The 13,875-nt window shown below is 73.4% G+C and carries 14 protein-coding genes; 4 read left to right on the top strand and 10 right to left on the bottom strand.

What is annotated here, in order from left to right:
* Positions 1-32: 32 nt before the first annotated feature.
* The 5 genes from CLT68_RS20435 to CLT68_RS20415 all read right to left on the bottom strand — a co-directional run bounded on the left by CLT68_RS20435 (position 33) and on the right by CLT68_RS20415 (position 6,093).
* Positions 33-1,295 (bottom strand): dolichyl-phosphate beta-glucosyltransferase, encoded by a 1,263-nt coding sequence (locus CLT68_RS20435; protein ID WP_099853017.1) that lies wholly within the window; start codon positions 1,293-1,295, stop codon positions 33-35.
* Positions 1,292-3,475: a glycosyltransferase family 39 protein gene (locus CLT68_RS20430; RefSeq protein WP_099853015.1), complete on the bottom strand. Its 2,184-nt coding sequence runs from the start codon at positions 3,473-3,475 to the stop codon at positions 1,292-1,294. Before CLT68_RS20430 ends, CLT68_RS20435 begins: the two co-directional genes overlap by 4 nt.
* Positions 3,476-3,519: 44 nt before the next feature.
* Entirely contained in the window at positions 3,520-5,025 is a 1,506-nt protein-coding gene (locus CLT68_RS20425; RefSeq protein ID WP_099853013.1) for a sensor histidine kinase, read from the bottom strand.
* Positions 5,003-5,743, bottom strand: coding sequence for a response regulator transcription factor (locus CLT68_RS20420; protein ID WP_370453086.1), 741 nt, complete (start codon positions 5,741-5,743; stop codon positions 5,003-5,005). Before CLT68_RS20420 ends, CLT68_RS20425 begins: the two co-directional genes overlap by 23 nt.
* A gap of 119 nt (positions 5,744-5,862) precedes the next feature.
* Positions 5,863-6,093 carry a hypothetical protein gene (locus CLT68_RS20415; protein ID WP_088947960.1) on the bottom strand — a complete coding sequence of 77 codons (231 nt, stop codon included), beginning with the start codon at positions 6,091-6,093 and terminating at the stop codon, positions 5,863-5,865.
* Between the two features lie 199 nt (positions 6,094-6,292).
* On the opposite strand from CLT68_RS20415, the gene CLT68_RS20410 reads away from it, so the two are divergent.
* The 3 genes from CLT68_RS20410 to CLT68_RS20400 all read left to right on the top strand — a co-directional run bounded on the left by CLT68_RS20410 (position 6,293) and on the right by CLT68_RS20400 (position 8,886).
* A complete protein-coding gene (locus tag CLT68_RS20410; RefSeq protein WP_099853011.1) occupies positions 6,293-7,240 on the top strand; it encodes a serine/threonine-protein kinase in 948 nt (315 codons plus the stop codon).
* Positions 7,241-7,313: 73 nt separating this feature from the next.
* Positions 7,314-7,739, top strand: a complete 426-nt coding sequence (locus tag CLT68_RS20405) for an OsmC family protein (RefSeq protein ID WP_088947958.1) — start codon at positions 7,314-7,316, stop codon at positions 7,737-7,739.
* Positions 7,740-8,034: 295 nt separating this feature from the next.
* Positions 8,035-8,886, top strand: a complete 852-nt coding sequence (locus tag CLT68_RS20400; protein ID WP_199177098.1) for a hypothetical protein — start codon at positions 8,035-8,037, stop codon at positions 8,884-8,886.
* Between the two features lie 30 nt (positions 8,887-8,916).
* Here the strand turns inward: CLT68_RS20400 and CLT68_RS20395 are convergent, their stop codons facing one another.
* From CLT68_RS20395 to CLT68_RS20375, 5 genes are all read right to left on the bottom strand, one after another.
* Entirely contained in the window at positions 8,917-9,438 is a 522-nt protein-coding gene (locus CLT68_RS20395) for an ATPase (RefSeq protein ID WP_099853008.1), read from the bottom strand.
* Positions 9,439-9,553: 115 nt separating this feature from the next.
* Entirely contained in the window at positions 9,554-10,000 is a 447-nt protein-coding gene (locus CLT68_RS20390) for a response regulator (RefSeq protein ID WP_099857408.1), read from the bottom strand.
* Between the two features lie 67 nt (positions 10,001-10,067).
* Positions 10,068-10,415 carry an STAS domain-containing protein gene (locus tag CLT68_RS20385; RefSeq protein WP_099853006.1) on the bottom strand — a complete coding sequence of 116 codons (348 nt, stop codon included), beginning with the start codon at positions 10,413-10,415 and terminating at the stop codon, positions 10,068-10,070.
* 106 nt (positions 10,416-10,521) lie between these two features.
* Complete coding sequence (locus CLT68_RS20380) at positions 10,522-11,559, bottom strand: cobalamin-dependent protein (protein WP_099853004.1); 1,038 nt, start codon at positions 11,557-11,559, stop codon at positions 10,522-10,524.
* A complete protein-coding gene (locus tag CLT68_RS20375; RefSeq protein ID WP_099853002.1) occupies positions 11,556-13,322 on the bottom strand; it encodes a PP2C family protein-serine/threonine phosphatase in 1,767 nt (588 codons plus the stop codon). Before CLT68_RS20375 ends, CLT68_RS20380 begins: the two co-directional genes overlap by 4 nt.
* A 221-nt stretch (positions 13,323-13,543) precedes the next feature.
* Between CLT68_RS20375 and CLT68_RS20370 the strand changes: the two genes are divergently transcribed.
* Positions 13,544-13,873, top strand: coding sequence for an STAS domain-containing protein (locus CLT68_RS20370; protein WP_099853000.1), 330 nt, complete (start codon positions 13,544-13,546; stop codon positions 13,871-13,873).
* Positions 13,874-13,875: the final 2 nt, after the last annotated feature.

Raw genomic sequence — 13,875 nt, 5'->3', positions numbered from 1 at the left:
GGCGGGCCCAGCCGGCGGCGGCGCTGACCTCCTCAGCCGCGCCGGTGGTGCATGCCGAGGCGCAGCAGCACGAAACGCAGCACGGTGGCGGCCAGGTTCGCGGCCACCAGCACGGCCAGCTCCACCGGCCGCGCGGGAGCGGCGTGCGCCGCGTGCAGCACGGCCAGCGACCCGCTGGTCAACGCGAGGCCCAGGCCGAAGGCGAGCAGCCCCTGCAGGTGGTGCCGGCCGGCGTGCCGCCGACCGCTGATGCCGAACGTCAACCGCCGGTTCGCGGCCGTGTTGGCCACAGCGGTCAGCAGCAACGCCAGCAGGTTCGCCGGCTGCGCGCCGAGCGCGCCCCGGGTGGCCACGAAGAGCACCAGGTACGCGAGGGTGCTGGCCACCCCGACCGCCGCGAACCGGACCAGTTGCCGGGGCAACCCGACCGGCACCTGCCCCGGCGGCACACCCAGCGGCGCCCGGTCGAGCTGCTCCGGCCGCGCGGTCAGCGGCGCCCGGCCGAGCTGTGCGCGCAGGTCGGTGAGCGGCAGCGCGCCGGTCAGCAACGCCCGGCCCAGCCGGCCCATCCCGCGCAGGTCGGCCAGGGCCGTGGCGACGATGTCGACCCGGCTGTCCGGGTCGTCGACCCAGTCCACCGGCACCTCGTGGATGCGCAGCCCGGCCCGCTGGGCGAGCACCAGCAGCTCGGTGTCGAAGAACCAGCCGGTGTCGCGCACCAACGGCAGCAGCTCGACGGCCACGTCGGCGCGGATCGCCTTGAACCCGCACTGCGCGTCGGAGAACCGCGCGGCCAACGCGCCGCGCAGCAGCAGATTGTAGGCCCGGGAGATCACCTCCCGCTTCGCCCCGCGCACCACCCGGGAGGTACGCGCCAGCCGGGTGCCGATGGCCAGGTCGGAGTGCCCGGAGATGAGCGGCGCGACCAGCGGCAGCAGCGCCGCCAGGTCGGTGGACAGGTCCACATCCATGTACGCCAGCACCGGCGCGGACGAGGCGGACCAGGCCGCCGCCAGCGCCCTCCCCCGCCCCTTGGCGTCCAGGTGCAGCACCTCGACGCCGGGCAGCTCGCCGGCGAGGCCGTGGGCCACCGTCAGGGTGTCGTCGACGCTGGCGTTGTCGGCGATGGTGATCCGGAACGGGTACGGGAAGTGCTCGCTCAGGTGCGAGTGCAACCGCCGTACGCACGGCCCGAGGTCGGTCTCCTCGTTGTAGACCGGGATCACCACGTCCAGCACCGCACCGGCGGCGGGTCGGGCCTGGACGGCGGCCCGGGGGCCGCTGAGCGCGGTCACGACGCGTCCCTGCCGGTGCTCAGGTCGTAGACGGTGACACCGTCGACGGTCTGCGCGGTGAAGTTCTCCGTGACCCAGGCGGCGATCTCCTGGGAGGCGGAGCTGCCGCCGTTGGCCCGGAAGCCGCCACCACCGATGAAGTAGTGGATCTTGCCGGCGGCGACGTGGCGCTGGAACTGCGCGAGGGTCGGTGACGGGTCACTGCCGTTGAACCCGCCGATCGGCATCACCGGGTCACCGGTGGCGAGCTGGTAACCGGAGGCGTTGTTGGAGCCGACGGTGGCCGCGACCCAGGTGTAGTCGGCGCTGTCGCGCTCCAGCAGCTCACGCAGGGCCGCACTGGGCTCGCGGGCGTCGAGCAGCCCGCCCATTCCCCCGCCGCCGGGACGTCCCTGCCCACCGGGTACCTGTCGACCACCACCAGGAGCGGTGGGCGTCTGACCGCCGTCACGGCCCCCGCCCGGGAACTGGCCGCCGCCGTTCTGCGCGCCACCGGGCAACTGACCGCCACCGTTCTGCGCGCCACCGGGGAACTGGCCGCCGCCGTTCGGCAGTCCCATGCCACCGGGTGGTCGTCCTCCGGGGAAGCCGCCGCGCCCGAACCCGCCCGCTACGGACGGGCCGGCGCTGGGAATCGACCCGGTGTGCGGGGTCGCCGCGGTCTGGACCGCGTACGCCACCGGGCCCGCGAGGGCCGCCGCCGCGCCGAGGCCCAGGACGACCGGCACCAACCGGCGAGGAAGCCGGGTGACCAGCAGGATCAGTGCCGCGCCGAGCAGGCCGGCGACCAGCACGGTGGTGCGCAGCCACGGGTACCAGTCGGGGCTGCGCCCGAGCAGCACCCACGCCCACCAGGCGGTGACCGCAAGAGTGCCGGCGAGGGTCGCCGTGGCCGCGAGGGGACGCCACCGCTGCCAGCGCGAGCCGGTCGGCGCGTCATCACCCGGTGCGGGCTGTGGGTGGCGCTGCCGCCAGAGCACTGTCACGCCGATGCCGACCAGCGCGCCGATCGCCGGGGCGAGCGCCACCGTGTAGTAGGCGTGGAAGATCCCGGACATGAAGCTGAAGATCAGGCCGGTGACCAGCAGCCAGCCGCCCCACAGCAGCAGCCCGGCCCGGGTGCGGTCGGTGCGGGCCGCGCGACCGGCCACCAGCAGGCCGGCCACCAGCAGGATCAACGCGGCCGGCAGCAGCCAGGAGATCTGACCGCCGATCTCGCCGCCGAACATCCGCAGCACGCCGGTCTGACCGGAGAACGGGCCACCGCCGCCTCCCGGCCGCCCGCCACCGCCGCCGACGCTGCCCACCTCGTCGCCGGTGATCCGGCCGAGGCCGTTGTAGCCGAGGGTGAGTTCCAGGACGCTGTTGCCCTGCGAGCCACCGATGTACGGGCGGGCGCTGGCCGGGACCAGCTCGACGAGCGCCACCCACCAGCCGGCGGAGACCAGCACCGCCAGGCCCGCCAGCAGCAGTTGCCGGACCCGTCGCCACAGCCCGGTCGGCGCGGCCAGCAGGTACACCCCGGCGAAGACCGGCACCACCAGGAACGCCTGGAGCATCTTGGTGAGGAAGCCGAAGCCGACCAGCACGCCGACCAGCACGATCCACCGGGTGCTGGCCGTCTCCAGGGCGCGCACTGTGGCGTACGCCCCGGCGACCAGCAGCAGGACCAGCAGCGCGTCGGGGTTGTTGAACCGGAACATCAGCGTCGCCACGGGGGTGACCGCGAGGACCGCTCCGGCGATCAGAGCGGCGCCCGGCCCGTACCAGCGCTTCACTGTCGCGTACAGCACGCCCACCGAGGCGACCCCGCAGAGCGCCTGTGGGACGAGCATCGCCCAACTGTTCAGCCCGAAGATCCGCACGGACAGCGCCATCAGCCACAGCGACGCGGGGGTCTTGTCGACGGTGATGGAGTTGGCGGCGTCCGACGAGCCGTAGAGGAACGCCTTCCAGCTCACCGACCCGGCCTGCACGGCCGCCGCGTAGAACGAGTTGGCCCAGCCGGAGGCACCCAGGCCCCACAGGTAGAGCAGGCCGGTGGCGAGCAAAAGGACCACCAGCGCGGGCGTGGCCCAGGCCGGGGATCGGCGCGCCGGCGGCTGGTGCTCCTCGGGGCGCGTGGCCGTCGGCGGCTCGGGTGCGGCGGGTGCCGTCGGCAGGGTCTCGGTTCTGTCCATGCGGTCAGCCTCAACGGCCGGGCTGGCGCGACGCCGTGCGCCGACTATGCGTCAGCTGTGGGATTCGGCAACCGGACGGTGAACACGGTCCGCCCCGGGCGGCTGTCCACGTCGACAGTGCCGTGGTGGGCCTCCACGACGGCCGCCACGATCGCCAGACCGAGGCCGGTGCTGCCGTGCGCCCGGGACCGGGAGCTGTCGCCGCGGGCGAACCGCTCGAACATCTCCGGTTGCAACTCCGCCGGTATCCCGGGCCCGTCGTCGGCGACGGTGAGCACGGCGCTGCCCGCGTCGACGGCCAGTGTGGTGGTGACGGTGCTGCCGGGCGGGGTGTGCACCCGGGCGTTGGCCAGCAGGTTCGCCACCACCTGGTGCAGCCGGGCGGCGTCACCGGGAACCCGGATCGCAACCTCGGGCAGGCCGAGCTGCCAGTGGTGCTCGGGACCGGCGACGTGCGCGTCGCTGACCGCGTCCACCACCAGGGCGGTCAGGTCGACCGGGTGGACCGCGAGCGGCCGGCCCGTGTCGAGGCGGGCCAGCAGCAGCAGGTCGTCGACGAGGCTGGTCATCCGGGTGCTCTCGGACTCCACCCGGCGCAACGCGTGCGCCACGTCGGGAGGAACCTCGTCGCGGCCACGCCGGGCCACCTCGGCGTAGCCGCGGATCGCGGCCAGGGGTGTGCGCAACTCGTGGCTGGCGTCGGCGACGAACTGGCGTACCCGCGTCTCGCTGGCCTGCCGGGCGGAGAGCGCGTCGGCGACGTGGCCCAGCATCCGGTTCAGCGCCGCGCCGACCTGACCGACCTCGGTGCGCGGGTCGGTGTCCGCGGCCGGGACGCGGACGGCGAGGGCCACCTCACCGCGGTCCAGGGGCAGCTCGGTGACCCGGGTGGCGGTAGCGGCGACCCGGTTGAGCGGACGCAGCGTGGCCCGGACGATCAGCGCGCCGGCCGCCCCGGCGATGACCAGCCCGATGGCCGCGACCGCGGCCTGCGCGGTGACCATCCGCCAGACGATCTCCTGGACGCCGGAGAGGGGGATCGCGACGACGCGGACCCTGCCGTCCCAGTACTGCCGGGCGACCGCCCGGTAGTCGCCGCGGGCGCCGAGGTCGACGGTGCGTGGTTCGGTGCCGACCGGCACGTCGGCCAGGGTCGCGACCTCGTCGACCGGAACGGACTGCTCGTCGGGGAACGGGTCGTCACTGGACGGGCTGTTGGTCAGCGTCCGCGCGCTGGTCACCCGGCCGCCGGTGACCTCGGCGACCACAGTGCCGGACGGCAACCCGGGCGGGATGGCCGGCCCGGTGCCTGGAAACGCCGGCCGCCCGGGGCGGTCACCCCGCATGACCGTCGCGGGGGCCAGTTGGGCGTCGAGCCGCTCGATCAGGAAGTGCCGCAGCGCCACTGTGGTGAGCCCACCGATGGCGACGCTGACCACCGCCAGCAGCGCGAGAAGGGCAAACACCAGTCGGGTACGCAGCGAGCGGCCGGCCAGCCAGCGGCGGGCGGCCCGCAGCGGGCGGCGTCTACTCGGCGGGTTTGAGGACATAGCCCGCGCCGCGCAGGGTGTGGATCATCGGTGCCCGGCCGGCGTCGATCTTCTTGCGGAGGTACGAGATGTACAGCTCCACCACGTTGGCCTGGCCACCGAAGTCGTAGTTCCACACCCGGTCGAGGATCTGCGCCTTGCTGAGCACCCGGCGAGGGTTGCGCATCAGATAGCGCAGCAACTCGAACTCCGTCGCGGTGAGGGTGATCAGTTGACCGTCCCGGCGCACCTCGTGGCTGTCCTCGTCGAGGCTGAGGTCGCCGACGGTGAGAACGGCGTCCTCCCGGGTGGCGACCGCGAAGCCGGAGCGGCGCAGCAGCGCGCGCAGCCGGGCGATCACCTCCTCCAGGCTGAACGGCTTGGTGACGTAGTCGTCGCCGCCGACGGTCAACCCGGCGATGCGTTCCTCCACCGCGTCGCGGGCGGTCAGGAAGAGCACCGGCACTGTGGGGGCGTGCTCGCGCAGACGGCGCAGCACCTGGAAGCCGTCCAGGTCGGGCAGCATCACGTCGAGCACCACGGCGTCCGGCTGGAACTGCCGGGCGGCGCTCAACGCCGCCATGCCGTTGCCGGCGCTGCGGACCTGCCAGCCCTCGTAGCGCAGCGCCATCGACAGCAGGTCGGTGAGGGTGGGTTCGTCGTCGACCACCAGCACCCGGACGGGTTCACCGTCGGGGCGGCGCAGCTCGATCCGGCTCGGCGCGCCCTGCCCGTTCATGACCATGTCCGCCATCGTGGCCGCGACGCCTGTGCCGCGCCCCTGTGGAAGCTGTGCCCCAGCTGTGCGGCCGGGTCGACGGGACGCCGGCGTCGCCACCGGTCAGCCCCGCCTCGTGGTCACTCGGACACCCCGTACGCGTCGGTGCGCACGAAGCGCATGCTCCAGCCACCCGCGTCGTCTGGCCGGTCGCGTTCGTAGAGATGGTCGGGACCGGGCTGGACCGGACCGGTGCCGTCCGGGTGCCGCATGATCCAACGCGGTGGTGGGGCGCCGTCCGACCCGGCCGGCAGCAACCGGACCAGGCCGTCCGCGGGCCCGCCGACGAAGCGTACGGTGACCTCGCTCATCGCAGCGCCCTCTCGGGTGACCGTGCCGGCACAATCGGTGACACCGGCTCTGGCTCGCAAGCTACCGCACCCGCCGCCGTCGGCGCAGGGCGCTGCGCGCGGGGGTCGCCCGGAATGCCGCTGCGGTTTGCCCAGCTCGGAGCCCGGGTACCGCGTCCGGTGCACCCGTCGTCGGCGGGGCGGGGACGAGGAGTGATCGATGCGCACGCTGGACGGGCGGTATCAGCTCGAGGAGCGCATCGGCGTGGGTGGGATGTCCGAGGTGTGGCGGGCACACGACCAGGTGCTCGACCGGTCGGTGGCGGTGAAGCTCATCCTGCCCGGCCCGGGCGACCAGGACGGCCCGGTGGACCGGATCCGCGCGGAGGCCCGGTCGGCCGCCCGCCTGGTGCACCCGAACGTGGCGAGCGTGCACGACTTCGGCACCTCGTCGACCTGGCCCGGCCGGCCGGTGCCCTACATTGTGATGGAGCTGGCCGAGGGTGAGACGCTCGCCGCGCACCTGCGGTCCGGGCCGCTGGACTGGCGCATCTCGGTGCGGGTCTGCGCGGAGGTCGCCGCGGCGCTGGCCGCCGCGCACGCGGAGGGCATCGTGCACCGCGACGTCAAACCGGCCAACGTCATGCTCACCCCGGCGGGGGTGAAGGTGCTCGACTTCGGCATCGCCATCCCGGCCGGCGCACCGGACCCTCTGCCGACCGGGGTCGTGCTGGGCACCCCGGCGTACCTGGCGCCCGAGCAGCTGGACGGGGAGCCGGCCACCCCGGCAGCCGACATGTACGCCCTCGGAGTGCTGCTCTACTACTGCCTCACCGCCCGCCTGCCGTACGACGCGGTCACCGCCAGCGAACTGCTCGGCGTACGCCGACGTCAGCCACCGGAGCCGCTGCCCGAGATCGACGGGCTCCCGCCTGAGGTGGTGGAGTTGTGCCACTCCTGTCTTGCCGACGAGCCCGGGCAGCGTCCCACCAGCCTGGTCGCGGCGCTGCTGCTGGCCGAGGCGGTGGACGCCCGGGTGTACGTGCCGATGACCATCCCGACGGCCCGCCACGCGGCTCCGACCTCACCGTGGACCGAACGGGCCGCAGCGGAGCCCACCGAGGCGGTGGCGGTGTTCGACGAGTCCTACCGGGGCGCAGGGCGCTGATGCCGGTAGGGCCTCCGGCGTTTCGCCGGGAGGTAGCCGGGTAGCCGAGCCGGTGAGCGACGGGAGAAACGCGATGCCGGAAAAGAGTTCCTGGCTGCGTGAGGCCACAGCGACCGCCGAGGGCGGTCACGTACGCACCGACGATGGCGGGCTCTCCACCGCGCTGGCTTCGCCGCTGGCGCCGCACTGCACCGGGTTGACCCCGGAACAGTTGCTGGCCGCGGCCTTCGCCTCCTGCCTGCACCACGCGGCGGTGGAGGTGGCCGGGGAGATCACCGACGAGGCGCACACCGTCCAGGTCCGGGCGGAGGCGAAGCTGGGGCGCGACGACGACGGCCGGTACCGGGCCGACGTGCACGCGGAGATCTCGTCCGCCGGCCTGAGTCGGGACCAACTGGCCGACCTTGTCGAGTACGCCGACCGGCTCTGGCCGTTCTCCAGCGGCGACACGAGCAGGCATCGGCTGACCGTCACGCCGGCGGAGAACGGTCGACACTGAGATCCGGGTGACGACGGCTCCCGATGGGCAGGCGGGCGAGGCGCTGCGGACCGTTCGAGGGAACTGGCACCGGCCGTTCGGCCGAGCCTGTCGCGCGGCCTCATGCGGGACGTCAATCGCGGTGACACGGTCGCATTCGGCCGGCAAATCGGTAATACCCGTCTCGCCCGTTCCGCGAGGTTGATCATTCTTGCGGCACCTTCGCCCTCTGAAATCCCCAAGATCGGGGCAAACTGTGGCGCAGGCCACTGTACGGGCAGGCGATATCGAGCAATTGGGTCTTTAGCCTCGTCAGGTGCATCCCGACGACCCCTCCGACCAGAAGCTGACCGACGCGCGCCCGACCACCCGACCGGGCGACGCCGCATCAACCGAACGGACGATCGGCCGTCACCGCGTCCCCGAACCGCCCCGGCGTACCCTGCTGGGCTCGACCCCGGTGCGGGTGGCCCTGGCCACCGGTGTCACCTGCTGTCTCAGCCTCGTCGCGGTGGCCACCGCCCGGGGCAGCGACGACGCGCCCCGCACTGTGGAGCCGCTCGCCGAGGCCGTGGCCGACCGTGCCGCCATCGCCGACGAGCGCGCCTCCCGGTCGCTGGACCGCGACCTCGCCCCCGCGCGGGTCCTACCCAGCCCGACGGCGGCGTCGCCCACCCCGCGCCCCACCGTCGTCCGCAAGGCCCCCAAGAAGCAGGTCAAGCCCCGCCGACCCCGACCGGTCGCCGGCCTCGACCAGGCACAGATGGACAACGCGAAGATCATCGTGGACGTCGGCCTGGACATGAAGATGCCGCGCCGCGCCCTGGTGGTGGCACTGGCCACCGCGATGCAGGAGAGCAACCTCTACAACCTGGCCAGCGACGTCCTGCCGGAGTCGGCGAACTACCCGAACCAGGGCAGTGGCTCCGACCACGACTCGGTCGGGCTGTTCCAGCAGCGACCCAGCAGCGGCTGGGGCACGGTGGCCGAGCTGATGCGCCCGTCGTACGCCGCCCGGGCCTTCTACACCGCACTCAACGAGATCCCCGGCTGGCAGGACATGAGCATCACCTACGCCGCCCAGTCCGTGCAGATCTCCGCCTACCCCGACGCGTACGCGCAGCACGAGGACCGGGCGACCACCGCCGTGGCGGCGCTCACCGCCTGAGCCGGGCACCCAGGCAACGGCCTTCCGGCGTCAGCGACGGCCGGGCGGCTGCTCCGCGCCCGCGTCCTGCCCGCCGACTCCCACCCGACTTCCCGGTACGCCGGCAGCCGCGGTCGGGGTGTCGGCGGGCACCTGGTCCTCCGTCACCTGGCTGAGGATCTCGTCCACCCGAGCCTCACGTCGCCGGCGGACGTACAGCGCCGCCTCGAAGTCCCGTCGGGCCTGCACGGCGTCCGCGTACGCCCGCTCCCGCACCTGCCGTGCCTCCTCGCGGGCCTCGGCCAGCTCGGCACGGGCCTGGGCCCGGAGGTCGGCTGCCTCGCGCCGAGCGCCGTCACCGGCGTGCCGGCCCCCGGAGGTGTCACCGAGGTCCAACCTTTGCAGGAGCCCGCTGAGCCAGGTGGCCTCCTCGCGGATCTCATCCCACTCCCGGGTCGCTCCGGCGGCACCCTGTGCCCGCGCCGCCAACCGGGACAACCGGATCCCCAGTTCGTCCAGGCAGGAATCCACCTGCCGCTGGTCGTAGCCGGTCTCAACGACGGAGAACCTCATACTGTCGCCCCCCAGGCAGCTGCTGTTACTTCCCCATCTGGATCCTCGGCCCAGAGGGCGACGGCCGAGGGGGTTCGGGAAAAATGTTCAGCATGCGTGCGCGGCGGGGCCCGCGTCAGACGCGCTTGGGCAGCACGACAACCCGGCCGAAGAACTCGTCGATGCGGCGGACCACGTCGTTGAAGTCGTCCAGGTCGATCGGCTTGGTGACGTACGCGTTGGCCTGCAGCGTGTAGCTGCCGACGATGTCGGTGTCGGCGTTGGAGGTCGTCAGCACGACGATCGGGATGGTCCGCAGATCCTCGTCCTGCTTCACCGCGCCCAGCACCTGCCGACCGTCCATCCGCGGCATGTTCAGGTCGAGCAGGATCATGTCCGGTCGGCGGGCGTGCTCGTGCCGGCCCTCGGCGCGGAGAAACTCCATCGCCTCCTCGCCGTCGCTGACCACGTCGATGACCTTGTCGACGTCGGAATCCGCCAACGCCTCCTCGATCATCAGCACGTCGCCCGGGTCGTCGTCGACCACCAGGATGCGTACCGGCTGCGCGCTGTCTGCGCCCATCACTACCTGCTTCGGGTCGGCGGGACGGGACCGGACGGTCACCGCGCTGGCGGGGAAATGTAGCCCATCAGGAGGCACTGCGCGACGCGGGGTCGACCGCCTCCGGTTCGTACCGCAGCACGTCGGCAAGGCCGGTGACCCGCAACACCCGCTCGACCCGGCCACTGGCGCCGGTGAGCCGCAGCCAACCGCCTTCGGCCGCCGCCCGGTTGTCGCCGCGGACGAACACGGCCATCCCGGTGGAGTCGCAGAATGTGAGGTCGGTGAGGTCGAGCAGCACCCGGGTCTCGCCAGCGGCGGTGAGCCGGTCCATCGCGGCACTCAGCTCGGGAGCGGTGCTCAGGTCCAGCTCGCCCGTGAGGCGCAGACAGGCAACACCGCCGTCGCGCTCGACGTGGCGGACGCTGAACGTCACCGTTCTCCCCCTCGCTCCACCCGGCGGGTGGGACGTTTGCAGTGCGGCAAGTATACGCAGTGTCGGCTCGTCCGCCGACCGGCCCCGGTAGCCGACGACGGGTCCGTCAGCGGTCGGCGGCGGGCAGCACGGCGCGCCCCAGGGCCAGCACACGCACCGCCCGGGGGAAGTCACGCAACGCGACGCCGTAATGATCCAGAGGCTGGGCGACGGCGCCGGCGGGCACCCCACGGCTCAGCAGGATCTCCGACAGCCACTCCACGAACTCGGTGAACAACGAGGGGTCGTCGACGTAGACCGCCGCGGCCAGGAAATCCACTATGTGACCCAGGTCGCTCACCGTCGCGTCCAGCTGGGTGGGGCTGTAGGCCCGCACCGACGGCACCCGCTCCCGCAGGTCGGCCAACGCGCTGTCGATCAGCTCGCCACGACGCCGCACCAGGCTGGCGTACTCGTCGTCGGCCAGGTGGGCCAGCCGCGCCGGCGGCACCCCGCGCAGCGCCCGCTCGTCGGCGATCAGCTCGGCCGCCGCGGGCGCGTTCGGCGCCCAGGCCACACCGAGTCGGCGCGCCCACCGACCGTCCGCACCGAACCCACGCCCACCGACCACCACCGGCACGTCGGAACGACGGCAGGCCTCGATCATCCGGTGGGCGTACGGCAACCGCATCGGCAACGCGCACGCCAACGCGACCGCGTGGGCGTCGTAGCGGTGCAGGTACGACACGAGGTGCGCAGCCGGGACACTGGCGCCCAGGAAGGTCACCTGCCAGCCACGCAACCGCAGCACCTCGGCCACCAGCCGGGGCGGCAGCGCGTGCCACTCGCCGTCCATGCAGGCGACCACGACCCGCCCGCCGGTCGGGCGCGGGTTGGCATGCGCGGCGACCGCCGCCACCACCTGCTCGCTGATGTGCGTGGCGGCGTGCTCCTGGGCGACGCTCCACTCGTTGCGCGCCCAGCGCTCGCCCACCTCGGACTGCGCAGGCGCGACCAGGTCGAGCAGCACCCGCTCCGCCGGCACGCCCGCATCGAGCAGGCCGATCGCCATGTCGATCGCTGCGTACTCGTCGGCGTCGGCCAGGCAGTCCAGATAGCCGGCGTACGCGTCGGTCGGGTCGGCGGCCGTCGTGGCAGCGGTCACGCGTCGGTCTCCCTCTGTCGGTCGGCGCCGGCCTGCGCGGGCACCGAGTGCAGGTGCCGCGACCCGCGACCACCCGGACCGGTCGCCCGCAGCGCCAGCAGCGCGATGTCGTCGTGGTCGCCGTGCGCCAGCCAGTCGCAGGTGACCTGCTCGACCCGCTCGGCCAGGGCCGGCGCGGGCATCCGTTGGCAGCCGGTCACGGCGGCGACCAGGCGTTCCGTGCCGAACTGCTCGTCGCCGCGGCGGCCACCCCGGGCCTCGGTCACCCCGTCGCTGTAGAGCAGGCAGGTCTCCCCCGGCGCGAGCCGTACGGTCACCTCACCGACGCGGGGGTCGGGCACCACACCGATCAGCATGCCGCTCAGCGGCACCGACTCCACCTCACCGGAGTTGCGCAGCACCAGCGGCGGCATGTGCCCACCGCCGGCCATGGTGAGGGTCAGGCCGCCGTCGCGCTGTGGGCGGGCCACGCCGAGCACCATCGTGGCGAAGCGGCCCTGGCCGTGCGCCTGGGTGGTTTCCAGCAGCGCGTCGTTGAGCAACCGCAGCAACCGCCCGGGGTGCGACTCCAACCGGTGCAACGCCTGTAGGCACTGGCGTAACTGGCCGGTGAAGACTGCCGCCTCGACGCCCTTGCCCGACACGTCGCCGAGGAAGAACACCGAGCCCCCGTCGGCGAGCCGGTGCGAGCCGTAGAAGTCGCCGCCGATGCGCAGCCCCGCCTGGGCGGGCCGGTACGCGGTGCCCCACTGCACGCCCGCGGCCTCGGCCGGCTCGACCGGCAGCAGGCTGGCCTGGAGGGTGTCGGCCACCTCCGCCTGGTCGCGGTAGAGCAGGGCGGTGGTCAGCGCCGCGCCGGCACGGGCCGCGAACGCGCGAGCCAGCTCGACGTCGGCCTCGTCGTACCAGCGGGTGGAGCGGCGGGCCACCAGCAGCACGCCGACGGGCGCGTCGCGACCGGGCAGCGGGACGACCCGGGCGGCGCTCTCGGTGCCGGCGAGCCCGGGCAGCCAGCCGGCGTCGACCGCCTGCTCGACCAGCCAGTCGACCGCGTGCGGCTCGACTCCGGTCAGCCCGTCGGCGATGGCGGTCGGCAGGTCCCCGCCGGCCAGCACGCCGCTGTCCACCGTCGGGGCCTCGTCGTCGGAGCGCGAGGCCCGCCACCAGCGGGCGCGACCGCCACGGGGTGCGAGCACGAGCACGGCCACCTCGGCCAGGGTCGGCACGGCGAGGCGGACGACTGCGGCAGCGGCCCGGTCGGGGTGCAGTGGGTTGCCGAGCTTGTCACCGACCACGGCCAGGAACGCCGAGCGGGCCCGCTCGGCGAGCAGCGCGTCGGCGCGGCTGACGCTGTCGGTGACGTCCTCGACATACCAGCAGCAGCGGGCACCGGAGAGGGGCACCTGGCGGGCGGTGAGCCGGCGCCCGTGATGGGTGAAGCCACCGGCGTCGCCGTCGCTCAGCCCGGGCACACCGGCCGCGCTGAGCAGCTCGCCGGGCGTCACCTCGGGCAGCAGTCGTTCGGCCACCGGACTGACGTGTCGTACGACGCCGTCGGCGTCGCAGACGACAAGGCCCTCCCGGAAGTGCTCGACGACCTCGGACCAGTCGGGTGCGGCCGGATCCCGGTCGGGGGCGAGCGGCGGCAGTGCGGCGGTGGACCGGGGCGTGACGTCGGCGGACCACGCCGGGGACCGTGTCGTACTCGGCGTGGGAAGCCGTCCGTCGCCCGGGTCCCAGTCCCTGACGTCGGTAGCAGTCACCAGCTGAGCCTCACTCCTTGTCGTCCACCCGAACCCGTGCCGGAACCGGCGTCCATGGTCAAAAGTCTTCCGACCACCCTACGCCGGTACGCGAAAAGCGGCACCTCAGAGCCGTTGCCAGGCGTCGCCACCACGGCCTGAGCGGTGCCGAACGGTCGAATTGGGCGCGCGGATGTCGCCCCCGGCTTTGCGTTCTCCCGCAGGGCTGCGAATATGGTGGGATGTCCGATCAGCTGTTGACCATCGAGACGACCCGGGTCGACGCCGGGCACGTCCTCCTTCAGCTGACGGGCGAGCTCGACTACGACACCGCGCCCGAGTTGACCGCCGTGGCGGCCGACCTCAGTGGCGACGACGAGGTGCTGATCGACCTGACCCACGTGAGCCTCTGCGACTCCTCCGGGCTCAGCGCGCTGCTGGTGGTGCAGCGGATCGCCCGGGCGATCCGGTTGACCGGGGTCAGCCCGCAGTTGCAGCGGATGCTCGACCGCACCGGCCTGACCGAGTTGCTGGCCGTCGAGCACGTCGACGACCTGCGCGCCACCGGCTGACC

Source organism: Micromonospora sp. CNZ299 (genome assembly GCF_002754415.1).
Note: the sequence above shows the minus strand (reverse complement) of the source record. Positions and strands in the feature narration are given on the sequence as shown.